22 protein-coding genes are annotated in these 22,809 nt (G+C 34.6%); 9 read left to right on the top strand and 13 right to left on the bottom strand.

What is annotated here, in order from left to right; translation table 11 throughout:
- Window positions 1–171: 171 nt before the first annotated feature.
- Window positions 172–1,518, bottom strand: a complete 1,347-nt coding sequence (locus ABJI11_RS08955; RefSeq protein ID WP_348351381.1) for a TolC family protein — start codon at window positions 1,516–1,518, stop codon at window positions 172–174.
- 201 nt (window positions 1,519–1,719) lie between these two features.
- Between ABJI11_RS08955 and ABJI11_RS08950 the strand changes: the two genes are divergently transcribed.
- Window positions 1,720–3,084, top strand: a complete 1,365-nt coding sequence (locus ABJI11_RS08950) for a sigma-54 dependent transcriptional regulator (protein WP_348351379.1) — start codon at window positions 1,720–1,722, stop codon at window positions 3,082–3,084.
- Entirely contained in the window at window positions 3,084–4,430 is a 1,347-nt protein-coding gene (locus tag ABJI11_RS08945) for an ATP-binding protein (RefSeq protein ID WP_348351377.1), read from the top strand. The genes ABJI11_RS08950 and ABJI11_RS08945 overlap by 1 nt, the downstream gene beginning before the upstream one ends.
- 2 nt (window positions 4,431–4,432) lie before the next feature.
- Here the strand turns inward: ABJI11_RS08945 and ABJI11_RS08940 are convergent, their stop codons facing one another.
- Genes ABJI11_RS08940 through ABJI11_RS08920 form a run of 5 tightly spaced genes read right to left on the bottom strand, consistent with a single transcriptional unit; the run spans window position 4,433 to window position 7,900 of the window.
- Window positions 4,433–4,777: an MGMT family protein gene (locus ABJI11_RS08940; protein WP_348351375.1), complete on the bottom strand. Its 345-nt coding sequence runs from the start codon at window positions 4,775–4,777 to the stop codon at window positions 4,433–4,435.
- Window positions 4,778–4,790: 13 nt separating this feature from the next.
- On the bottom strand, window positions 4,791–5,417 hold the full coding sequence (locus ABJI11_RS08935; protein ID WP_348351373.1) for a LysE family transporter: 627 nt from the start codon (window positions 5,415–5,417) through the stop codon (window positions 4,791–4,793).
- A 4-nt stretch (window positions 5,418–5,421) separates the two neighbouring features.
- A complete protein-coding gene (trmB, locus tag ABJI11_RS08930; RefSeq protein WP_348351371.1) occupies window positions 5,422–6,090 on the bottom strand; it encodes a tRNA (guanosine(46)-N7)-methyltransferase TrmB in 669 nt (222 codons plus the stop codon).
- Window positions 6,091–6,142: 52 nt separating this feature from the next.
- Window positions 6,143–7,213 carry an ATP-binding protein gene (locus ABJI11_RS08925; protein WP_348351370.1) on the bottom strand — a complete coding sequence of 357 codons (1,071 nt, stop codon included), beginning with the start codon at window positions 7,211–7,213 and terminating at the stop codon, window positions 6,143–6,145.
- Window positions 7,214–7,900: a response regulator transcription factor gene (locus tag ABJI11_RS08920; RefSeq protein ID WP_276493535.1), complete on the bottom strand. Its 687-nt coding sequence runs from the start codon at window positions 7,898–7,900 to the stop codon at window positions 7,214–7,216.
- A 230-nt stretch (window positions 7,901–8,130) separates the two neighbouring features.
- Here ABJI11_RS08920 and ABJI11_RS08915 point away from each other — a divergent pair, with 230 nt between their 5' ends.
- From ABJI11_RS08915 to ABJI11_RS08895, 5 genes are all read left to right on the top strand, one after another.
- On the top strand, window positions 8,131–9,423 hold the full coding sequence (locus ABJI11_RS08915) for a hypothetical protein (RefSeq protein WP_348351367.1): 1,293 nt from the start codon (window positions 8,131–8,133) through the stop codon (window positions 9,421–9,423).
- Window positions 9,424–9,523: 100 nt separating this feature from the next.
- The gene (locus ABJI11_RS08910; protein ID WP_348351365.1) at window positions 9,524–12,361 is read left to right on the top strand and encodes a TonB-dependent receptor; all 2,838 of its coding nucleotides are present in this window, start codon (window positions 9,524–9,526) and stop codon (window positions 12,359–12,361) included.
- A gap of 243 nt (window positions 12,362–12,604) precedes the next feature.
- A complete protein-coding gene (locus tag ABJI11_RS08905; protein WP_348351363.1) occupies window positions 12,605–12,913 on the top strand; it encodes a T9SS type A sorting domain-containing protein in 309 nt (102 codons plus the stop codon).
- A gap of 230 nt (window positions 12,914–13,143) precedes the next feature.
- Window positions 13,144–13,467, top strand: coding sequence for a T9SS type A sorting domain-containing protein (locus tag ABJI11_RS08900; protein WP_276493531.1), 324 nt, complete (start codon window positions 13,144–13,146; stop codon window positions 13,465–13,467).
- A gap of 74 nt (window positions 13,468–13,541) precedes the next feature.
- The gene (locus ABJI11_RS08895) at window positions 13,542–14,519 is read left to right on the top strand and encodes an acyl transferase (RefSeq protein WP_348351361.1); all 978 of its coding nucleotides are present in this window, start codon (window positions 13,542–13,544) and stop codon (window positions 14,517–14,519) included.
- Here the strand turns inward: ABJI11_RS08895 and ABJI11_RS08890 are convergent.
- From ABJI11_RS08890 to tyrS, 4 genes are all read right to left on the bottom strand, one after another.
- On the bottom strand, window positions 14,516–14,965 hold the full coding sequence (locus ABJI11_RS08890) for a hypothetical protein (protein WP_348351359.1): 450 nt from the start codon (window positions 14,963–14,965) through the stop codon (window positions 14,516–14,518). The two genes, ABJI11_RS08895 and ABJI11_RS08890, sit on opposite strands and share 4 nt — an antisense overlap.
- A gap of 69 nt (window positions 14,966–15,034) precedes the next feature.
- A complete protein-coding gene (locus ABJI11_RS08885) occupies window positions 15,035–15,568 on the bottom strand; it encodes a hypothetical protein (protein ID WP_348351357.1) in 534 nt (177 codons plus the stop codon).
- 75 nt (window positions 15,569–15,643) lie between these two features.
- The gene (locus tag ABJI11_RS08880; protein WP_348351355.1) at window positions 15,644–16,027 is read right to left on the bottom strand and encodes a hypothetical protein; all 384 of its coding nucleotides are present in this window, start codon (window positions 16,025–16,027) and stop codon (window positions 15,644–15,646) included.
- Window positions 16,028–16,056: 29 nt separating this feature from the next.
- Complete coding sequence (gene tyrS, locus ABJI11_RS08875) at window positions 16,057–17,349, bottom strand: tyrosine--tRNA ligase (protein WP_348351353.1); 1,293 nt, start codon at window positions 17,347–17,349, stop codon at window positions 16,057–16,059.
- 101 nt (window positions 17,350–17,450) lie between these two features.
- On the opposite strand from tyrS, the gene ABJI11_RS08870 reads away from it, so the two are divergent.
- Window positions 17,451–18,458: an NAD-dependent epimerase/dehydratase family protein gene (locus ABJI11_RS08870; RefSeq protein WP_348351351.1), complete on the top strand. Its 1,008-nt coding sequence runs from the start codon at window positions 17,451–17,453 to the stop codon at window positions 18,456–18,458.
- On the opposite strand, the gene ABJI11_RS08865 is transcribed toward ABJI11_RS08870, so the two are convergent.
- Genes ABJI11_RS08865 through ABJI11_RS08855 form a run of 3 tightly spaced genes read right to left on the bottom strand, consistent with a single transcriptional unit; the run spans window position 18,439 to window position 20,938 of the window.
- On the bottom strand, window positions 18,439–18,873 hold the full coding sequence (locus ABJI11_RS08865) for a DUF4296 domain-containing protein (protein WP_348351349.1): 435 nt from the start codon (window positions 18,871–18,873) through the stop codon (window positions 18,439–18,441). The two genes, ABJI11_RS08870 and ABJI11_RS08865, sit on opposite strands and share 20 nt — an antisense overlap.
- A complete protein-coding gene (locus tag ABJI11_RS08860) occupies window positions 18,870–20,207 on the bottom strand; it encodes a dihydroorotase (RefSeq protein ID WP_348351347.1) in 1,338 nt (445 codons plus the stop codon). Before ABJI11_RS08860 ends, ABJI11_RS08865 begins: the two co-directional genes overlap by 4 nt.
- A 2-nt stretch (window positions 20,208–20,209) precedes the next feature.
- Window positions 20,210–20,938, bottom strand: coding sequence for a polyprenol monophosphomannose synthase (locus tag ABJI11_RS08855; RefSeq protein WP_348351345.1), 729 nt, complete (start codon window positions 20,936–20,938; stop codon window positions 20,210–20,212).
- A 135-nt stretch (window positions 20,939–21,073) separates the two neighbouring features.
- On the opposite strand from ABJI11_RS08855, the gene ABJI11_RS08850 reads away from it, so the two are divergent.
- Complete coding sequence (locus ABJI11_RS08850; protein ID WP_348351343.1) at window positions 21,074–22,747, top strand: glycosyltransferase family 39 protein; 1,674 nt, start codon at window positions 21,074–21,076, stop codon at window positions 22,745–22,747.
- The last annotated feature ends 62 nt before the right edge of the window (window positions 22,748–22,809 follow it).

Raw genomic sequence — 22,809 nt, 5'->3', positions numbered from 1 at the left:
AGGTTGATACAGAATTGGCAAATAATAGTTGATACCCAACAAATAGCAGTAATACACCCAATGCGATGTAGCCGAAGTGTTTTGGCTTCAATCCTTTTTTCTTTTCTAATTTTATATCCATCGTAATCGTTTATTCTTTGTTCGTTAATCGTTAATCTCAGAGCTCCATTTCTAATTGATATCGAAAACTGGCAAGCCTCTGTAAAAATCTAATGTACTCTTGTTTATTTCTGACCGCAGTTTTACCTGTAAGTTTTCATTTTGTGCACTGGCATATAAATTCTTGGCAGTAAAAAGTTCTAAGGCATTTATTAATCCTTTTTCATATCGTTTTTGTGCAATGGTGAAAGCCAAGTTCTGAGCTTCCATTTTTTGATTGCTCTGTACCAGTTCTACTAATAATGAATTATACTCTTGCACCAACTGTTGAATGGTCTGAAACAATTCTTGTTCTTGAGTCTTTAAATTATTTTCTGCTCGTAGCTTTTCAATTTTAGATTGCTTTATACGTGACCTTGCAGACCAGCCATTACTAATAGGTACATTTAAATTTAAGCCTAAATATTGCGATGTGTTATCTCTAAACTGTTGTCTAAATGGTAACGTATTGCCTAAAGTATCTCTCGTAGTTTCAAAATAACCTGTGCCAATGCCAGCAAAGAAAGATAGGGACGGGTATAACCTTCCTCTAGAAATTGCCACTTGTTTTTTAGCTGCTTTGGTTCTAAATTCTTGCGCCTTTATTAGTGGCAAAAACTCCCGGGCTTCAGTATAAACAGAATCAGATTTTATTTCTTGGCTATTAAATTTAGATACTATTTCTTCTAAGTCTTTATGAATAGTTATGTCTGAAGTATTCTCCAAATTCATTTCCTGAATCAAAGTCAACTTTGCCGAAGCCAATTGATTGTTACTTTGCGTTACGTTCAACTTATCGGTTAACAGTAATGATTCTGCCTCATATAGATCAGCACCAGCTTTCAACCCTAATTCTACCTGTTTTTCTACCAAGTTGTAATTAGACTGTGATACTGTTAGTTGTTCTTTAGATATCTCTACCAATCCTTCAAAAAACTGAATATCGTAAAAGGCTTGCATCACTCTAAACGCTAACAAATATTTTTGCTGCAACACTTCTTCCTGTGTTGCTTTGTACAACAACTTAGAAGCTTTAATTGCATTAATTTTTTGAAATCCCTGAAATAAATCAATGGATGACTCTAAAGAATAATTGTTAGAATAGAAATCTTGATTTACGAATGTACCCGTATTTGGATCTTCTGCTCTACCATAATTAATAAGGTAGCTTGACGAAGCATTTACCGATGGTAATAAATTACGAACTGATTGTCTATACGTTTCTCTATTAGCTTGATCGGTATATTTAAAATCGTTCAACTGCAAATTATGTTCTAATGCAAAAGCAACGCATTCATCTAACGTCCAACTATCTTGAGCCATTATAGAACTCCAAATAGAAAGTAGTAAAATTGTCGTTATTTTAAATTTTCTGTTCATTTCTTAATTGGTATGCCATTCTTTATACTATATGCGTGCCACAAATTTAATTTATTGATTTACAGTTTATTACAACCATTCAAAAGAATAGAATATTTTTTTAGTGTAAAAATGTTGTACAGATAATGTCAAATATTTTTACACTACTATGAAAATACAAATTGCTATGTGTAGATTTAAATGAGTTAATAGATTGTTACCATGATAGATGCTAAAATACTTGTAGTAGATGATACCAAAAGTGTATTGAGCGCTTTAGAGATATTGTTGCAGTTTGAATATAAAAGTGTTCAAACCATTTCTAACCCCAACCTACTTACGTCTTTCCCTAACCTAAAAGAGATCGACATTATATTATTGGACATGAATTTCTCTGCCGGAGTGAACACCGGTAACGAGGGTTTGTATTGGCTACGAGAGATAAAGAAGAAAGCATCGCATATATCGGTTATCATGATGACCGCCTACGGTGCTGTTGAACTTGCCGTTGAAGCAATAAAGGAAGGTGCTACAGATTTTGTCCTGAAACCCTGGAACAACGAGCGATTGTTAACTACCGTAAAATCGGCATACGAGCTTAGAAAATCTCAGAAAGAGGTTCAGCACTTAAAACAGAAAGAAAGCAACCTTAAACAGGTCATCAATCAGAATTCAAATTACATTATAGGAAATTCCAAAGCACTGAACAGCGTTTTAAATCTGGTACAAAAAGTAGCTAAAACCGATGTTAATATTTTGGTTACCGGCGAAAATGGTACCGGTAAAGAACTCATTGCTCGTGAACTTCATAAATCATCCGCTAGAAATAATGAGGTATTTATTTCGGTAGATATGGGGTCTATATCTGAGAATTTATTTGAAAGTGAACTTTTTGGTCACGTAAAAGGTTCCTTTACAGACGCCAAAGATGATAGAGCAGGTAAGTTTGAAGCTGCGAACGGAGGAACGCTGTTCTTAGATGAAATAGGAAATCTCTCGTTACAAATGCAGGCAAAATTACTTTCTGTCATTCAAAACAGAGTGGTGGTTCGTGTGGGATCTAACAAACCTATTGCCGTTGATATTAGATTGGTATGTGCCACCAATTGCAATCTAGAACAAATGGTGGCCGACGGACTATTTCGTGAAGATTTATTGTACAGAATTAATACGATTCAAGTACAGGTTCCCGCACTACGCGATCGTGATAATGACGTTTTGGTCCTATCTGATTTCTTCTTGAAAAAATTCGCCAATAAATATGGTAAGCCCAATTTAAAAATAAACCAGACCGCACAAGAGAAATTAATGAACTACCCTTGGCCAGGAAATGTTAGGGAACTTCTGCATACCATGGAACGTGCCGTGATACTTTCTGAAGGAAATGTTTTAAAACCTGCCGATTTTCTTTTAGATACCAAAACATCTGTTAGTATAGAAGGTGGTCCAAAAACATTGGAAGAAATGGAATTGGTTATGATTACCAAAGCACTACACGACCATGATGGCAATTATAGTGCGGCAGCAGATCAGCTTGGTATCTCTAGACAGACTTTATACAACAAACTTAAAAAATCTAGTAAGTAATGGTCAGCAAAAGTATTTATTACCAACTGGTTTTTAGGATAGTTTTAATCGCTATATGTGCCCTACTTACGGCTTTTTTATTTGCTAAAGAGCACTATCTACTTGGTGTAATTTTAGCCCTAGTTTTTATAGGACAGACATACGGACTTATACATTACGTGAACCAGACCAATAGAAAAATTGCGTACTTCTTTGATGCCATTAAAAATGAAGATTTCACTTTACGTTTTCCAGAAAAACTGAGTGTAAAATCTATTGAGGAACTAAACCAAAGCTTAAATATGTTGAATACCATGATTCAAGATATTCATTTAAAAAAACAGGCACAAGAACAGTACTATCAAGAAATTTTACGCCAAGCAGATATTGGCATATTCACCGTAAATGACAAGGGGCACATTTTATATGCCAACCCTACGGTACAAGACCTACTTATTTACAGACCTTTAAATCATGTAAAGCAATTGAAACAAATAGACCCCAAACTTTATGGTTTATTTGAGTCTCTTGAACCTTTTCCAAGTACCATTTACTCTTTAGGCAATGAACGCGGCAAAAAAGAACTCACCTTAAAATGCACGCCTATTTCTATTGAAGGAAAACAACTGTTATTGGTTGTAATCCATGATATACAAAAAGAACTAGATGATAGAGAAACTGATTCTTGGGCAAAGTTGATTAGAGTGCTTACCCACGAAATCATGAATACCATTACACCAATTACTTCAATATCCGAATCTATTTTAAAATACTTTAAAAAAGGAGACGAACTTTCTACTCCAGAAGAATTTGGTGAACTGCAGATTAAAAATTCTGCCAAAGGTTTAGAAGTTATAAAAGAACAAGGAAATGATTTAATGAGTTTTGTACAATCATATAGAACCTTTTTAAGTGTACCAGACCCAGACAGGGAATTAATTCCTGCAACCAAAATTTTAGAAAGAGTACGCCTGTTATTACAAGAATACACCAATGGTCACAATATTACTTTAGAAGTAGCATCTGAGCCCGAGAATCTGGAGCTTTATATTGATGAAAAACAACTTACACAAATACTTTTAAACCTTGGTAAAAATGCCCAACAGGCATTGGAAGGACAAGATGAGGGCAGCATCGTCATAAAAGCAGGTATAGGTAACCAAGAAAAAAAGTTTATTACGGTAACCGATAACGGACCGGGAATTTCTCCTGAAATGCTAGATGAAGTTTTTGTGCCATTTTTCACCACTAAAAGCACTGGTACTGGTATTGGGCTTAGCTTAAGCAAGCAAATTATGAGAATGCATGGTGGATCTATTCGTGTAACATCAAACGAAAAAACTACGTTTACACTTACTTTTCAGTAGTACTATAATTCTGCTTTAAGTTCTGTAAAGGGATCCCAAAAGTATTTTTCAAGATTTACAATTTGAAGTTCTTTTATGATCACCCCCTCGGCCTCTAATAATTGTTGCATTAGGTTTGTACCGTCAAAATGATGTTTACCGGTTAATAATCCGGCTTTGTTGACCACTCTATGTGCAGGAATATCATCCATATTATGTGATGCGTTCATTGCCCAGCCTACCATTCTTGCACTACGCGCCGCACCTAAATATTTGGCAATTGCCCCGTAAGATGTTACGCGCCCTTCAGGAATTAACCGTGCTACCTGATATACTCTTTCAAAGAAATTCTCATTTTCAGGTTTCATTTTACTCCTTGGTTTAATTGTACAATCTAAAAGCGGTAATTACGAACAACAACACCATCAATCCGCTTAAAATAAAATTACTGTTCTTAGAAAAAGAGGTTGTTTTGTGTTCCCATTTATTAAAATATATAACATAAAGATACATGGCAAGAAAAGTACCACTGCCGGCTGCAAGTATAAATAACACCTCATCTATAATTCTATAGCTCATGATGCCCTGAGAATGAAAAACAGTGTTTAAACCACTATAGTATGGAATTGCCAATAAATTGATCAGCGCCAAAAAAATTCCTTTAGAAAAACTATTTCGTTTTTTGGTCTCTACAAGCACCAATGGTTTGTTCTCATGTTTTTTGCCTTTTAAAAAAAATACGATTGCCAAAACAAAAAAAATGACCAATGCCAATTGTAACAGTATTTCAACTACATGCTGGTTTCTTGAAATTAATTTTGCAATGCGTACAGCAATGTAGGTTTGCAACATAACTGCTAGTGCAACACCTAAAGCAAAGATCAAACCGTTTGTTTTTCCTTTTTCCACACTGGTTTTCGCAGCATTTAAATTAAGGAGTCCTGGCGGTAAGGATGCTAAAAAAGCGGCACCAAAGGTAAATACAAATAAGATTGGCAGTTGTTGCATTGAATCAGTTTACCTTGAACCTAATAAAAGTAATAGGTTTTCCCTTTTCAAGATACTGATTTTCATAGAAAGTCTGTATTTCCAAAACCTCTTTTGGACTACCTTCATTCTTATATACATCATGATTTGCATACAGTACTTCTAAACCAAGACCGTGTAACAAGCCCAAGGTATACCCGTGCATAAACTCGCTATCTGTTTTTAGATTTACGGTACCATCAGGTTTTAGTACTTGTTTATAGCGTTCTAAAAATACCGCGTTAGTCATACGGTGTTTGGTACGTTTATATTTTATCTGTGGATCAGGGAACGTTATCCAAATTTCTGAAACTTCTTCTTTTCCAAAGAGGTGATCTACCAATTCTATTTGAGTTCTTATAAAACAAACATTAGGTAATTCTTCTTCAATGGCTTCTTTTGCCCCTTTCCAAAAACGGGCGCCTTTAATATCTATACCAATAAAATTCTTATTCGAAAATTTCTTTGCCAACCCAACGGTATACTCTCCTTTGCCACAACCCAATTCTAAGACAATAGGATTATCGTTTTTAAAGTGTGTATTCCATTTTCCTTTCAACGGAAAACCGCCTACCACTTCTTCTCTTGTTGGTTGAATTACGTTTGAAAACGTCTCGTTTTCCTGAAATCTTTTTAATTTATTCTTACTTCCCACAATTATCTCATCTAAACTGCGGCAAATCTAAGAAAAAAGAGAGGGTTAGCGATTATTGTACTTCCTCTATTTGAACGATACTTTTCTCTAGCGTAAAAGAAAACTCGGATCCTACCTCTACTGCACTTTCTACATAAATTTTTTCTCCATGTGCTTCTATCACGTGTTTTACTATTGCAAGTCCTAAACCAGAACCACCCTCACGACGGCTACCACTTTGATCTACCCTGTAAAAACGCTCAAAAAGTCTAGGAATGTGCACGGCAGGTATACCCTCGCCGTTATCGGTGACCCTGACAATGACCTTGTTTTTCACCAAATCTTCTACACTTACCTCTGTGGTCCCGTTGTCATTTCCGTATTTGATGGAATTGACCAACAAATTGGTCAGCACTTGCTGAATCTTTTCTTTATCGGCATAAACGAATATGGGATCCACATATTCCATATCAAAAGTTAGCGTTATGTTCTTCTTTGCCGCTTTCATCTCCAAAAGGTCAAATACACTTTGGATCAAATCAATAACATCAAAAGAGTACTTTTCAAGGTTAAGATCGCCAACTTCCAGTTTTGTGATCAAGTCTAAATCTTTTACAATATAGATTAATCGATCTACCGCTTTGTTGGCGCGAGTAAGGTATTTTTTACGAATATTCTTATCCTCCATTGCACCATCCAACAAAGTTTCTATATAACCCTGTACGGTAAATAATGGTGTCTTTAATTCATGAGAAACATTACCTAAAAAATCTTTACGGTACTCTTCACGAATTTTTAAGGTGTCGATTTCTATTTTCTTATCCTTCGCAAATTTTTCTATCTCCTGCGTTAAGGTTCTCATATCTGTAGTAACAGGATAAGAGGGTATTGTACTAGATTCTAACAATTCTACATCATCGTAAATTTTCTTAATTCGCTTGTAAATAAATTTTTCTATTCTTAATTGTAAGGTGATAAAAGAAATTATAAAAAAGAACAGCGCTGCAAATAACAGAATACCCCAATTTATGGTACTAAATTGCCATTGTAATAACGCTAGCACAGCAATGCCTATGATTACAATATATAGCGATGATCGAAACGCAAAACGATATGACTTTCTTGAATATACTTTAGCTGCCATTTAGAGTACAAACTTATATCCTACTCCCTTTACGGTTTTAAAATGGTCTTCACCTATTTTTTCACGAAGCTTTCTAATATGTACGTCTATGGTACGACCACCAACAACCACTTCATTACCCCAAACCTTATCAAGAATCACTTCTCTTTTAAAAACCTTGCTAGGCTTAGAAGTCAATAGCGCCAAAAGTTCAAATTCTTTTCTTGGCAGAATAATTTCTTTCCCCTTTTTTATGATTTTATACTCTTCTCTATTAATAACGATATCTCCTACTTTGGTAATATCTTCTTGAGCGTTCTCATCATTTTTAACACGTCTTAAAAGTGCATTTACCTTACTCACCAATACTTTTGGTTTAATAGGCTTTGTGATATAATCATCTGCACCCGCATCAAAACCGGCTACCTGAGAATAATCTTCACCTCTTGCCGTTAAAAAAGTAATAACGGTATTCTCCATACCTGGAGTTCTTCTAAGAATTTCACATGCCTCAATACCATCCATCTCGGGCATCATTACATCTAATATAATAAGATGTGGCATTTTCTTTTTTGCCTTAGCGACACCATCGGCACCATTTTTGGCAGTATATACATCATACCCTTCGGCAGATAAATTATAGGCCACTATCTCTAGAATATCTGGTTCATCATCAACTAAGAGTATCTTAATGTCCTTCTTTTTCATGGTTTTCAAATTAGATTGATTCGCTCAAAAGTAAAGATAATACTATTACTGAAACGTCACTTAACATTGATTTAATGTAGTAACGTTTACATAACATTAACAAAATAAATGTTTAACATGTAGCTAACCCGAACATTACAACATGTCTCTTTCTTTGCGGTGCAATAAAATTGTAATTTTTTAGAACACGATTACCAACCTAGTTCAATTAATAAATTTAAAAAGAAAAGATGAAAAAAATTATTTGGTCACTTGCTACAGTAACTGCTATTATCGCTGCAGCATCTTGTGAAAAAGAAACAGTTGTTGAAATTGAAAAAGAAGTTATTGTTGTTGATACGGTTACTACTGAAACTGAAGTGGAAACAACAATTACAGTTAATGAAGACATTACAACAGATGCTACATGGACCGCTGATAAGATTGTTACTTTAGATGGTAGAGTATTCGTTACTGAAGGCGCTACACTTACTATTGAACCAGGTACAATTATAAAAGCAAACGCTGGATCAGGTGTTAATGCTTCTGTACTAATCGTAACAAGAGGTAGTAAAATAGAAGCTGTAGGTACTGCTACAGCACCAATTATTTTTACTTCTTCTGCTGACAATATTGAAATAGGAGAAACTGCTGGTACTAACCTTGACCAAAACGATCGTGGTCTTTGGGGTGGTTTAATCGTATTAGGTAACGCACCTGCCTCTTTTGATGGCGATGCTGAATCTGCTCAAATTGAAGGTGTTCCTACAGATACTGACGGTGATAAAGGATTATATGGTGGTTCTGATGCTGCTGATGATTCTGGTACTTTACAGTACATCTCTATTCGTCATGGTGGTGCCTTAATTGGTGAAGGAAACGAAATTAACGGACTTACTTTAGGTGCTGTTGGTACTGGAACAACTGTTGACAACATTGAAGTTGTTGGTAATGTTGATGATGGTGTTGAATTCTTTGGTGGAAGCGTAAACGCGACTAACTTATTCGTATGGGCACAAGGTGATGATGCTCTTGATATTGACCAAGCTTACTCTGGTATAATATACAATGCAGTAATTGTACAAGGTGGTATTTCTGATCACGCTTTAGAAATTGATGGTCCAGAAGGTTCTTTACAAGGTGGCTTTACTTTAACAAATGCTACTTTAATTGGTCTTAACAACAATGTTGAGAATGGTGAAATCGCAGATTACCGTTCTAATGCACAAGGTACAAGCAACAATATACTAGTAACTAATTTCACAGGAGTAGGCACTGACTTACAACTGTCAGATGTTGAATTAGACAACGAAGGTGTTGCCGCTAATTATACTGCAGGTTCATTAGTATTTACTAACTGGGAAATTGTATTACCAGAAGGTGTTACTGCTTCTTCTGAAATATTTAATGATACTACAGACAGTACTACTTTTGAAGCTGATGCTGCAACTTTTTCAACTGCAGTAACTGAAGGTACTATTGGTGCTGACACATCTGCTTTTTCTTGGACTTACGCTAACACTAAAGCTAGCTTAGGTTTCTAATTTTAAATACAAATAAATAATTACACATTATAATTGCTCGTCCTAAGATAATTTTTAGGCGAGCAATTTATTTCTTTTTAACATTTTCAATTCATTACTTATGAAACTCAAGTTATTATTAATTTTACTTATCACCTTTTCCACTCAGATTATATCTGCACAAGAAGGTATTATCTCTGGAACAGTGAACGATGGTGAATTTAATGACGTTCTCCCTTTTGCTAACATTCTTATTAAAGGAACTACAAAAGGAACTACATCAGATTTTGATGGAAAATATGTTCTAGACGTAGAGCCTGGCACCTACACCGTTACTTTTTCGTATTTAGGATACGAAACAAAAGAAGTAGCCGAAGTAGTGGTTGCACCTGGAGCAGAACAAATAATAGATATTACCTTAAATCCACTTGCTAATGCATTAGACGAAGTGGTAGTTACTACAACTGTTAGTAAAAACACAGAAGCTTCCGTATTAAATCTTCAAAAAAATTCGGTAGCATTATTAGATGGTTTATCTATACAAAGCATAAAAAAATCTGGTGCTAGCGATATTGCTAGTGCTATTAAATCTGTACCTGGTGTATCTGTACAAGGCGGTAAATTCGTTTATGTACGTGGATTAGGTGACCGTTATACTAAGTCTATATTAAATGGTGTAGATGTACCTGGTCTTGATCCAGATAGAAACACACTTCAATTAGATATTTTCCCTACCAATATATTAGATAATATTATTGTTGTTAAGTCTGCAACTGCAGATCAGCCTGCGGATTTTACAGGCGGTGTTGTTGATATTGTAACTAAAGATTTCCCGTCAAGAGCAGAATATAGCTTCTCTGCTGGGTTAGGTTATAATTCTAGCATGCACTTTAAGAACAATTACCTTAGTTATGATGGTAGCTCAACAGATGCTTTAGGTTTTGATAATGGACAAAGAGATTTAGCTATTCCACAAAATATAGAAACTCCTTTACCGGTTGTTGATGGTAATAGGTCTGCTGCGTTAACAAGATTGTTGGAGCCAAACCTTAAAGCACTTGAAAAACAAAGTGGTGCAGATTTTAATATTGGTTTTACCGCTGGCAACCAATACAATCTTAATGAAGATGGAACTAAAAAGATAGGCTATTTAGCCTCTCTTACATATAAGAACAGTACTGAATTCTATGAAGATGCTGTTAGCGGACAAGTATTTAGAAAACAAGATCAAGACAAATCTGTTCTTGAATTAACTGATGATAGAACACAATCTGGAAACATAGGAGTCAATAATGTACTTATTAGCGGTCTTGCAGGTATTTCATTAAAAAGCTTGCAGTCTAAATACAAGTTAAATGTATTACATATACAAAATGGAGAATCTGGCGCTTCATACATTAGACAAGACAATTTTAACGTAAACTCTAACACCATTTTCAAAGATGTATTAACGTACACACAACGTTCTATCACTAACATATTATTAAATGGTGAGCACACAAACGAAGATGCGTCTTGGAAAATTTCTTGGAAAGTATCTCCTACATTTTCTAAAATCTACGATAAAGATCTAAGAACAACACCGTTTAGATTTGAGCCAGAAACTGGAAACTTTACCATTTCACCAAGTGAATCTGGAGATCCTAGTAGAATTTGGAGAGATTTAGAAGAATACAATGTAGCTAGTAAATTAGACCTTACAAGAAAGCATCAATTATTTGGCAGAGATGCAAAACTTAAATTTGGTGGTGCATTTACTATTAAGGAAAGAGACTTTGTTGTAAATCAATTTTCAACACCTGTGCAATCACAAGCAGGAAACTTTAGCTTAAACTTTGAAGGTAATGCCGATTTAATTTTGGCTCCTGAAAATATCTACAACCCAGACACAAGAGAAGGTACGTATGTAAGAAGAGACTCTAACATCTCAGATTCCTTTAACTCTCAAATTACTGTTGGCGCTGGTTATGTTGGAGATGAATTTAAACTATCTGATAGATTTAATGCAATTGTTGGTGTACGATTTGAAAAATTTGATCTTCGTTACACAGGTGAAAATCAAGATGGTGAAGTGTTTGATAATCAAACAATTTTAGATAAGGCTGATTTTTTTCCTTCTGCCAACTTCATATACGAATTAAACGAAGATGCTAATAAGAAAATAAGAGCATCATTCTCTAGTACTACAGCAAGACCTTCTTTTAAAGAAGCATCTAACGCGCAAATTTTTGACCCTGTATCAAGTACATTCTTTATCGGTAATATTGATATAAAACCTACGTACATTAATAATTACGATGTAAGATTTGAAGCTTATGGAGAAGGCACTAACTTCTTTGCAATTAGTGGTTTTGCTAAAACTTTTGATGACCCTATTGAACTTACTTTTATTAGAGAAGCTAGAGGTCAATTTATTCCTTTAAACTTGGGCGATGCTAAAGTATTTGGTGCAGAACTAGAATACAGAAGAAATATGGGCTTTATACCAGGTTGGGAAAATTTCAATTTTAATGCTAACATTTCTGTCATTGAATCTCAGCAAACATACAGTGAAGATGAAGAAGCTGCTAGAATAGATAACTTAAGAACCGGTGAAACATTAGATGACACTAGACAATTACAAGGGCAGTCTCCTTTACTATTAAATGTTGGTTTCGATTACTCAAATCGCGATAATGGCTGGCAAGGTGGTATCGTTTACAATGTTCAAGGTAAAACTTTAGAGATTGTAGGTAACGGTGATATTCCAGATGTTTACACGCTACCTTTCCACAACTTAAAAATGAATTTAAGTAAAGAGTTTGGTAAAGAAAATTCCAGTAAAATAACCCTAAAGTTTGAAAACATCATCAATGATGATATTGAAAGTGTTTACCAATCTTTTGGTGCAGAAGACCAAATTTATTCTTCTAGATATCCTGGCCAAGCAATTTCATTAGGATATAGTTACCAGTTCTAATGATTTTAATATTACAATTTAAAAAGCCCGCAAAATGCGGGCTTTTTTGATTAAAAATATTCTTACAATTTTGGACTACACGCCTAGTAAAGACCCAATAAAATAGGTAGATAAGGTCATAAATAGTGCATTTCATCGATTATTTTGCATTTCATCGATCTTTTCACAATATCTCGTCTTACAAAAATACAAAAGAGTGTTAAATTCCTATATTTGTGGCATAGCAATTGTAACCAGCTATATATGAAGCACCTTTACCTGATAATTTTCTTTTTCCTTATTTCTTTCAGCTATGGGCTAAGTGCTCAAAGTAATGGGGACATTGATGGTTTTAGTATGTATCCAAATCCGGTTACTTCAGGTAAAGTTTATATTTCTACCAACCTTAACGCCCCAAAGGAAATCTTTATATATGATGTTTTTGGAACATTGCTATTGAAGACCACAATCTTAGGCAAAGAATTAAATCTTTCTGATTTAGATGCTGGTGTTTATGTTTTACGTGTTCTTGAAAAAAACAAGATGTGTACACGTAAGTTAATCGTTAAGTAAACAACCTCGAGCCAAGCCTACGAAATATTAAATCTCGTTCATCGAGTAAACTTACAATCACTTTTTTCTACTTAATTGTTTAAGACCGTTATCGGTTAACTACACGTATTTACGACGAAATACCTCGCCTATTTCATTGACCTACATAAATTTAGCTTTCACAACATTTTCAGTGTTATAGCTACACTTCTCTATACCTTTACAGTGTTGATCCCAAATCAATATTCAAAATGAAGAAAATCTACTTAATGCTATTTATGGTAGTCTCCGCTGGTCTATACGCCCAAGACACTATAGATATCAACAACCTACGCAACGATGAAATTAGCGGGTTTAAATTATATCCAAACCCTGCAAGTGCTGATGTTGTTTATGTAACCACACAAAAGAACCATAACAAAGAAGTTAGGGTGTATGATGTTTTTGGTGAATTGGTTTTGACCGAAAAACTGTCTTCAAAGGCAATGAATATCTCAAGATTATCTCCCGGTGTATATGTGGTTCAAGTAACCGAAAATGAAAAATCTATTACCCGTAAGTTAGTAGTGAAATAAATACCCCACATAATCTCATCTCAAAACCATTAAAATAATTTGGTTCAGTACCTTTGCCATAATTGGTTAAGTACATGGAGCACAATGCTATTTTTAATATACAAACAGAAGAGGATTTTCTAACCCAAGCATTACGTATATTTAAATTTCAATACGATAATAACCAAGTATACCAATCTTTCTGCTCCTATTTAAATACCGACCCAAATACCGTTCATACCTTAGAACAAATTCCTTTTTTACCTATTGAATTCTTTAAATCTAAAGATGTTCTTAGTACTAAAGATACACCCCAGATAACATTTACCAGTAGCGGAACTACAGGTAGTGAAACCAGTAAACATTTTGTCACCGATCTAGGTCTTTACGAACAGAGTTATTTGAAGGCTTTTAGACACTTTTACGGCGATATTAAGGATTATTGTGTATTAGCACTTTTACCTTCTTATTTAGAACGTACAGGTTCTTCTTTGATTTATATGGCAGATGATTTGATCAAAAAATCCAATCACCCAGAAAGTGGTTTCTTTTTAAATGAATATGAACAATTGCACCAACTACTTCTTAAACTTCAAAAAACAAATACCAAAATATTAATCATTGGCGTTTCTTTTGCCTTATTAGAGTTTACCGAAAAATACAACATGTCTTTACCTAACGCTATTGTTATGGAAACTGGCGGTATGAAAGGAAGAAGAAAAGAAATTGTACGACAAGAATTGCATGAGCTCTTATCAAAAGGGTTTGGTGTACAAAAAATACATTCCGAATACGGAATGACAGAGCTACTTTCTCAAGCTTATTCTAAAGGCAACGGAGTTTTCGACTGCCCTGCCTGGATGAAAATAATGGTAAGGGATACCGAGGACCCTCTTACTTATTTAAACACAGGTAAATCTGGCGGAATTAATGTTATAGATTTAGCAAATATAAATTCTTGTTCATTCATCGCCACTCAAGATTTAGGAAAAATAAACCAAGACGACACTTTTGAAATTATTGGTAGATTCGATAATTCTGATATTAGAGGGTGTAATTTAATGGTGCTTTAATTCTTGGTAAGCTGATAATCCAATCCTGGACCGTCACATGCCATCCATAGACTTGACATCATGGTAGAATTTCTGTAGATCAATAGCTCTTTACTATCACCTGTACAGTTACCCGCTAATTCTTTTTCGGTTTCAAAAGTAAGTTCTAAATAGTGATTGAGGTCATTATCATATTCTATGACCTCAAAAGTACCTATAGCCTTAGTAACTTCTTCGTCAACAATTCTAGATTTTACAAAAGTACCTTCTGGAGAGAAGATATAATATTCTTGCCACTCCATATCTAAACCCATAGTTTCTGAATTCTGAAAATTGCCAGACATTTGAGTTAGTTCCCATTTTTGTTCGGAGAACACGAATTGAGTAGACTCTAATCCGTAATCATCATCATTTGCACAAGAAGCAAGAAACACCAAAAATAGGAACAACGCAGAATATCTTTTCATAGAACCAAGACTTTTAACTAGTTACAAGATACCCAACCACTAAAATAGTTGCGTTAAGTGAATATTAAATTATAACCCTAAGATTTTAGCATCTACAAAAAAGGTGGAATTTACTTCTAACTCATGATCTGTACTCATTAATTCATCTGTAACGGTATTTAGTCGTAAGCTAAACTCATCTTTCTTTATGTACTCTTTTAAATCAATATCTGAAGTATCTAAGGTAATTACATTACCTGCATCTTCAGGTACTTCTTCTAAGTACGCAATTTTAATTTCTTCTAAATCATCGGCAGAAATATATACTTCAATCGAATTTAAAAAACTAAAATCAGCACCATCTGGAGATATAATGACCATTTCCAATTCGGTCAACTTGATCTCTTCAATAAGATCTTTTCTGGTATCGTTGACTTCAAAAGTAGATTCAGAATTCGTTTCCACTTCAGGAGTGAAAACATCAAAAGGCAAGTCTATTCCTGCAGAAGAAGGTATGGTAACGCGTTGGCTATATTCCATATCAAATTTTGTCAACTCATCAAGCTTATCACAAGCTGTAAACAATGCAAACAAACATACAATGGCGATATACTTTTTAAACATAACTAGGGGTTTAAATTATCAAACGCCCTTCTGCAGAAAATATTTAAAAATTTATACTATTTCTTGCAATTCACCTTAACGGTTAAACATATAGACAACCTCATCATCAGCTATATCAGGATTGTCTTCATACGTAAGTGTCAATTGATTACCTCTTGTCTCGAAAAAAAATACCATTCCATCAGAAAAATTAATTCTATTGACTTGACCTCCATAAAAATGCTCTCCGTTTTCCCTAAAAAAAGTATATTCACTTTCGTTAGTAACGGTTACCATGCTCTTGCTTGAATCAAAATTAATTGTGGTCAAAGAAAAATCTACATCTTCCTCAAAATTACAATAACAAGCAACGTTAGAGAGTGTCCAATCGCCTTCTAAAGCTAGATCTTCTATTATGCGGTCATCATCACTACAAGATATAACTAACAAAAATAATATTGCTACAAGTTGAAACTTCATAAAATAAGCCTGTTTTAAATAGAACTTAACTAGTTAAATACCAATACAAAATAGTTTTTCTTACCTCTTTGCAATAAGACAAATTTATCATTGATCAAATCATCTGCAGTAATTAAAAAGTCTTCTTTTACCTTCTCTTTATTTACTGAAATGGAGTTCTGCTTTAACTCTCTTCTAGCCTCTCCATTAGAGCCTAAAAAGTTAGTTTTAGCCGCTAATGCACCAATCATATCAAGACCATCTGTTAATTCAGATTTTGAAAGTTCTGCTTGTGGTACGCCATCAAAAATTTCTAAAAAGGTTTTTTCATTCAACCCTTTTAAATCTGACGCCGTAGATTTTCCGAATAAAATTTGACTGGCTTTTACCGCATTGTCCAAATCTTCTTGTGAATGAACCATTACCGTAATCTCGTCTGCCAATCTCTTCTGTAGCAACCTTAAATGCGGAGCTTCTTTATGCTCTTTTATTAAATCTTCAATTTCTTCTTGACCTAGAAATGTAAATATCTTTATGTATTTATCTGCATCTTCATCTGACGTATTCAACCAATATTGGTAGAACTTATAAGGTGATGTTCTTTCTGCATCTAACCAAACATTACCACCTTCGGTCTTACCAAATTTAGTACCATCAGCTTTTGTAATTAACGGACACGTTAAGGCATACCCTTTACCACCGGCAATTCTTCTAATCAATTCAGTTCCTGTAGTAATATTACCCCACTGATCACTACCGCCCATTTGAAGACTACAGTTGTTCTCACGGTATAAATGAAGAAAATCATAACCTTGCACCAATTGGTAGGTGAATTCAGTAAATGACATTCCTTCTTTAGCTTCAGATGAAAGACGTTTTTTTACCGAGTCTTTAGACATCATGTAGTTCACTGTAATATGCTTACCTACATCTCTAATAAATTCCAAGAAAGAGAAATTCTTCATCCAGTCATAATTATTGACCAAAACCGCCGCATTCTCTTCGTTTCCAGAAAAATCTAAAAAGCGACACAACTGCTCTTTTAGGGCATTTTGATTATGACGAAGTGTTTTTTCATCAAGTAGGTTACGCTCTGCAGATTTACCAGATGGAACACCGATCATACCTGTAGCACCACCTATTAAAGCGTATGGTTTGTGCCCTGCCAATTGAAAATGACGAAGCATCATTACCCCTACCAAATGACCTATATGTAAAGAATCTGCCGTTGGATCAATACCTACATAAGCAGACTGCATACCTTCTAATAAATGTTCTTCTGTACCTGGCATTGCATCGTGCAACATTCCTCGCCATTGTAACTCCTTGACAAAATTTGTCATCTCTTCTTGAATTTTAATTGAATTGCAAATATAAATGGAATTCTTGCCAGTACACAGTAGATTAAAGCATGAATTTCACCTGTATTCCCTAAATTTGAATTATGGTATTAGTTACAGGAGGCACAGGGTTGGTGGGGTCGCATTTGCTACTGAAATTAACGATAAACAATACAAAGGTCAGGGCTTTGTATAGAACTGAAGACAAGCTCGTTCAGGTAAAAAAGATATTTTCTTATTACTCTGATAATTCCGCAACTCTATTTAACCAAATTGATTGGGTACAGGGTGATATTTTAGATATACCTTCTTTAAAAAATGCAATTGAAGGTATTACTTATGTTTATCATTGCGCCGCCTATATTTCTTTTAATCCGTCAGAGTTTAAAAAGCTTGAACGCATAAACCGTGAAGGCACTGCGAATATTGTGAACGTCTGCATTGTAAACGGAGTAAATAAATTGTGCCATGTAAGTACTATCGGCACCATAGGAAGATCTCTAAATGAAGAAAAAGTAAACGAAGAAACCGAATGGACACGCCAAAATGCTAACCCCTACGCCATAACAAAACAACTAGCCGAAATGGAAGTTTGGCGCGGTGCTCAAGAAGAATTAAAAGTGGTAATCGTAAACCCTGGTGTTATACTTGGACCAGGGTTTTGGAACAGTGGTAGTGGTTCTTTTTTTAAAACAGCGGCAAAAGGATATCAATACTACCCACCCGGTGGATCAGGATTTATTACCGTTAATGACGTTACCAAAATTATGATCGCCCTTATGAATTCTGATATTTATAACGAACGATTTATTCTGGTTGCCGAAAATTTAACCTACCAACAAATATTGAAAGAAATAGCTTTGTCGATGAACAAAAAACCACCGACGAAATCTTTGAAATTCTGGCAATTAAATATTGGAAAGATTGCAGACAGACTAAGAAATCTTATAACCGGTAGCCCAAGAACAATCACAAAAAATACCATTTACGGACTAAAACACCCAACAACATTTAGCAATGAGAAAATCAAAAATGCTTTAGATATGACCTTTGAGCGTTTAGAAGATCAAATAAAATTTTCTTCCAAACTGTTTATTTCTGAACGTTTTTAGTAGCTACGGAATCTTTCTTTTTAATATCAATGTCCTTTTTAGATTTCTCAGCTACACCTATGCTATCTCTAACTTTTTTCTCTGCCTCTAATGCCAAACGTTGCTCCTCTAACTCAGCCTCTACTTTTTTGTACATATTCTCATACCGTAAAGGTTTAGAGGCATAGTACCTGTCACTATCTACAAACTGGGCACTATCTATTTTAAATTTATTGAATATAAAATTTGTTGGCTCTACCCCATTTTCTCGTAGCTTACTTAAATTTGTCGCTTTCGCGGCATTAACGATAGCCATTTCTTTAATGATCAATACCATTTTATCTTCTGGTATTAAATTATTGGGCTTTTCAATTAATTCTTCGACACATGATGTAACCAATAATAGTATGAAGATTAAATATAATAAGTGCTTCATGGTCTATTGAATGTTAGCCTTTTTGCATTTCGTTTTTCAGAAAACTCTCCGTTACTATAGCCTAGATGTCCGTTTATGAATGTATGTACCACTTTAGATGAGAATGTAGTATCCTCAAAAGGGGACCATTTACATTTATAGGCAATATTCTCTTTGGTAACCGTCCAAGAATTATTTAAATCTGCCACTACCAAATCTGCATAATAACCTTCACGAATATATCCACGCTTTTCTATTTGAAATAGTATTGCCGGATTATGACACATCTTCTGCACCATTTTCTCTAAGGTAATCTTACCTTCTTTCACCTTTTCTAACATTGCATTTAATGCATGTTGTACCAACGGTCCGCCAGATGGTGCCTTTGTATATACATTGTCCTTCTCCTCCAATAAATGAGGTGCGTGATCCGTTGCGATAACATCTATTCTATCGTCCAACAGCGCATCCCAAAGCATGTCTCTATCTTTAGCCGTTTTTACTGCCGGATTCCATTTTATCAAGGTTCCTTTGTTTGCATAATCGACATCAGAAAACCAAAGATGGTGTATACAGACCTCTGCTGTAATTTTCTTTTGTTCTAACGGAATATCATTATGGAACAAGTCTGTTTCTTTCCCGGTAGACAAATGAAATACATGTAATCTAGCACCTGTTTTCTTAGCTAAAGCAATTGCCCTAGACGAAGAAAGATAACAAGCCTCTTCACTTCTTATGATAGGATGCAGTTCTAAAGGAATATTATCCCCATATTCAGCCTTATACTTAGCCAAATTTTCACGAATAGTAGTTTCATCTTCACAATGTGCAGAGATGACCATTTCAGTATTACTAAATATATTTTCTATTACTGTTTCATCATCTACCAACATATTCCCAGTAGAAGAGCCTAAAAACAATTTAATACCTGAACAAGCGTTTTTATCCAACCTCTTTAATTCTTCTAGATTATCATTGGTGCCACCAAATAGAAAAGAATAGTTGGCAAATGCAGAATTTGCCGCAGTAGCAAACTTTTCTTCTAATTTTTCTATTGTTGTTGTTTGCGGTGTTGTATTTGGCTGCTCCATAAATGTAGTAATACCACCCGCAAGTGCCGCTCTACTTTCTGTTGCAATTGTACCTTTATGAGTAAGACCTGGTTCTCTAAAATGAACTTGATCATCGATAATACCAGGTAAAACATGTTTACCTGTAATATCGATTACCTCAGCGTCTGCATCAGATATGTCTTTTCCGATTTTCGCGATAAGGTCATCGATAATTAGAATATCCTTTTCCTGAGCTATTCCTTCGTTAACTATTATTCCGTTTTTTAATAAAATTTTACCCATAACTAAAACTTATTTTTCAAAAATAGACTTCTCATTTTCATTACAAATACACCCCAAATAGCCTCACTAACAATTGATGAACTCATTTTAGATTTTCCCAATACTCGATCTCTAAAAATAATGGAAACCTCTTCTATTTTAAAATTCTTTAAATACGCCCTAAACTTCATTTCTATTTGAAATGCATAACCTACAAAACGAACCGAATCTAAATCTATAGCTTCTAACACTTGTCTTTTATAACATACAAAACCAGCTGTGGGATCATCTACACGCATACCGGTTATCAGCTTTACATATATTGAAGCTCCATATGACAACAATACTCTATGTAACGGCCAGTTAACAACGTTTACACCTTTCTTATATCTAGATCCAATAGCCAGATCAGCTCCATTTTCACAGGCTTTTTGCAGTCGTAATAAATCTGAAGGGGTATGGGAAAAATCGGCATCCATTTCACAGATATAATCAAAGCCTTTAGCTATAGCCCATTTAAAACCATGAATATAAGCAGTACCTAATCCTGATTTCTCTAACCTAGTCTCTAAAAATAACTTACCATTAAACTCTTCTTGAAGTCCGCGAACACAGTCCCCTGTTTTATCCGGAGAATTATCATCTACGATGAGTACATGAAATTCTTTCTGCAAATCAAATACCGCCCTAATTATAGCCTCTACATTCTCAATCTCATTATACGTAGGTATGATTACGATACTACTGGACATATCTTATTTATAGGTGTTTCGACAAAAGTAAGGTTTTAAAAGTCTTATTAAAATGGACAACAATACCTTTATGAAATTTTTACACTAGGTACATAACCTTAAATTCGTAATTTTGCCACTTAGTAACCTATGCAAATGTTGACTAAAATTCCGAAGCAGTTTTACTTTTTTTTAGCTGCCATATTCATTTTAAATCTTATCCAGTCTAGTTTTACGCAACTCATTTTTGACGAAGCCTATTACTGGTATTACAGTCAGAATATGGCTTGGGGGTATTTTGACCACCCACCAATGGTGGCGCTCTTAGTGAAAATAAGCAGCTTCTTTTTTAATGGCGAACTAGGTGTTCGTTTCATGAGCTGCGTGTTATCCGCAGTCAATATAATTCTTCTTTGGCTGATGATCGACAACCCAAAAAAGAACGATTATATTAAGCATTTCTTTGTGCTGGTTTTTTCAATGACCTTGCTAAATGCCTACGGCTTTTTCACATTACCAGATACACCGTTATTATTTTTTACGAGTTGTTTTTTATTAACCTATAAACATTTTATCAAAAAACCTACTGTAGTATTAGCTATACTTTTAGGCATATTTATGGCTGCCTTAATGTACAGTAAGTACCATGCAGTATTGGTTATATTCTTTGTTCTACTTTCAAACCTTAAACTCACCACGGACAAATATGCTTGGCTAGCTGTTATCATTGCATTATGCTGTTATGCTCCACATTTCTACTGGTTATATGAAAATGACTTCGTATCTATAAAATATCATTTATACGAGCGCCCTAACGGTGCATATAGATTTGAAAAATACACCCTAGGCTTCTTCGTAAATTTAGTTGCCATTTTTGGTTTAACGTTTCCTTTCGTATATAAGGCGTTGTTCAAAACCAAAGGAAACGACTTGTTCAACAAAGCGCTTGTCTATCTCACATACGGAGTGTTAATCTTCTTTTTCGTTTCAAGCTTTAATAGAAGGGTACAAACACAGTGGATTATTATTGTTTGTATTCCACTAGTAATTATCGCTTATAACTACATGCTACAAAACAAGCAGGCTTTAACTTGGATCTTTAGATTAGGGCTCATTAATACGGTTCTAATTATTTATTTAAGAATGGGACTTGCTTATCAACCGTTACTTTTTAATTTTTATTATGAAAGTCACGGTAACAAAGAATGGGCAGAGGCAATTGAAGAAGAAGTAGGGAATATACCAGTGGTATTTGAAAACTCATATAGAAATGCACCAATGTATTCTTTTTACACTGACGCTACGCCTACCTTTTCTCTAAACAACTTCATGTATCGAAAAAATCAATACTCAATTAATGATTCTGAAGAGCAAGTTCGTGGTAAAAACGTAGCATATGTTTCTAAATATTTAAACAACCCAACTTTTACCTATACAAGAGAAGATGGCGGTCTGTATAAAGGCAAGTACATTTCTAACTTTCAATCGTATCGAAAATTAGATTGTATTATTGAAGATATTCCTGTAATCTTAAATTCTGAGGAACAAATTGAACTTAAAGTCTACAATCCTTACAACGAGGATATAGACCTTAAAAAATTGAAATTTGCAGTAAGTTACATGGATGACTATAAAAAGCCTCAAGAAACGCTGCGAATGACACCAGAACCTACCCATTCTAGAATTACATTCTTAAAACAGCAAGACACTACTCATTTTATTTTTAAGCTTCGAAAAACAAAAAAGGAAAACATTGGTTACTTTAGAGTAGTAATTTCTGAAAATGATCTTTTGTACGGTCTAAATGGAAAAGCAATTCCTATTAACTAATGGAGCCTATTGCAAGAACTTTTGAGCAAACCGATTGGATTACCATAACACTTATGGTAAGC

Origin of the sequence: Maribacter sp. (assembly GCF_039968975.1) — a bacterium.
Taxonomy (GTDB): Bacteria; Bacteroidota; Bacteroidia; order Flavobacteriales; family Flavobacteriaceae; genus Maribacter.
This window is presented reverse-complemented; position numbering and strand designations above follow the sequence as displayed.

Excerpts from the sequence above, each read along its gene's own strand:
- ABJI11_RS08955 (WP_348351381.1), bottom strand. The coding sequence starts at position 1,518 with ATGAACAGAAAATTTAAAATAACGACAATTTTACTACTTTCTATTTGG.
- ABJI11_RS08950 (WP_348351379.1), top strand. The coding sequence starts at position 1,720 with ATGATAGATGCTAAAATACTTGTAGTAGATGATACCAAAAGTGTATTG.
- ABJI11_RS08945 (WP_348351377.1), top strand. The coding sequence starts at position 3,084 with ATGGTCAGCAAAAGTATTTATTACCAACTGGTTTTTAGGATAGTTTTA.
- ABJI11_RS08940 (WP_348351375.1), bottom strand. The coding sequence starts at position 4,777 with ATGAAACCTGAAAATGAGAATTTCTTTGAAAGAGTATATCAGGTAGCA.
- ABJI11_RS08935 (WP_348351373.1), bottom strand. The coding sequence starts at position 5,417 with ATGCAACAACTGCCAATCTTATTTGTATTTACCTTTGGTGCCGCTTTT.
- ABJI11_RS08925 (WP_348351370.1), bottom strand. The coding sequence starts at position 7,213 with ATGGCAGCTAAAGTATATTCAAGAAAGTCATATCGTTTTGCGTTTCGA.
- ABJI11_RS08920 (WP_276493535.1), bottom strand. The coding sequence starts at position 7,900 with ATGAAAAAGAAGGACATTAAGATACTCTTAGTTGATGATGAACCAGAT.
- ABJI11_RS08915 (WP_348351367.1), top strand. The coding sequence starts at position 8,131 with ATGAAAAAAATTATTTGGTCACTTGCTACAGTAACTGCTATTATCGCT.
- ABJI11_RS08910 (WP_348351365.1), top strand. The coding sequence starts at position 9,524 with ATGAAACTCAAGTTATTATTAATTTTACTTATCACCTTTTCCACTCAG.
- ABJI11_RS08905 (WP_348351363.1), top strand. The coding sequence starts at position 12,605 with ATGAAGCACCTTTACCTGATAATTTTCTTTTTCCTTATTTCTTTCAGC.
- ABJI11_RS08900 (WP_276493531.1), top strand. The coding sequence starts at position 13,144 with ATGAAGAAAATCTACTTAATGCTATTTATGGTAGTCTCCGCTGGTCTA.
- ABJI11_RS08895 (WP_348351361.1), top strand. The coding sequence starts at position 13,542 with ATGGAGCACAATGCTATTTTTAATATACAAACAGAAGAGGATTTTCTA.
- ABJI11_RS08890 (WP_348351359.1), bottom strand. The coding sequence starts at position 14,965 with ATGAAAAGATATTCTGCGTTGTTCCTATTTTTGGTGTTTCTTGCTTCT.
- ABJI11_RS08885 (WP_348351357.1), bottom strand. The coding sequence starts at position 15,568 with ATGTTTAAAAAGTATATCGCCATTGTATGTTTGTTTGCATTGTTTACA.
- ABJI11_RS08880 (WP_348351355.1), bottom strand. The coding sequence starts at position 16,027 with ATGAAGTTTCAACTTGTAGCAATATTATTTTTGTTAGTTATATCTTGT.
- tyrS (WP_348351353.1), bottom strand. The coding sequence starts at position 17,349 with ATGACAAATTTTGTCAAGGAGTTACAATGGCGAGGAATGTTGCACGAT.
- ABJI11_RS08870 (WP_348351351.1), top strand. The coding sequence starts at position 17,451 with ATGGTATTAGTTACAGGAGGCACAGGGTTGGTGGGGTCGCATTTGCTA.
- ABJI11_RS08865 (WP_348351349.1), bottom strand. The coding sequence starts at position 18,873 with ATGAAGCACTTATTATATTTAATCTTCATACTATTATTGGTTACATCA.
- ABJI11_RS08860 (WP_348351347.1), bottom strand. The coding sequence starts at position 20,207 with ATGGGTAAAATTTTATTAAAAAACGGAATAATAGTTAACGAAGGAATA.
- ABJI11_RS08855 (WP_348351345.1), bottom strand. The coding sequence starts at position 20,938 with ATGTCCAGTAGTATCGTAATCATACCTACGTATAATGAGATTGAGAAT.
- ABJI11_RS08850 (WP_348351343.1), top strand. The coding sequence starts at position 21,074 with ATGTTGACTAAAATTCCGAAGCAGTTTTACTTTTTTTTAGCTGCCATA.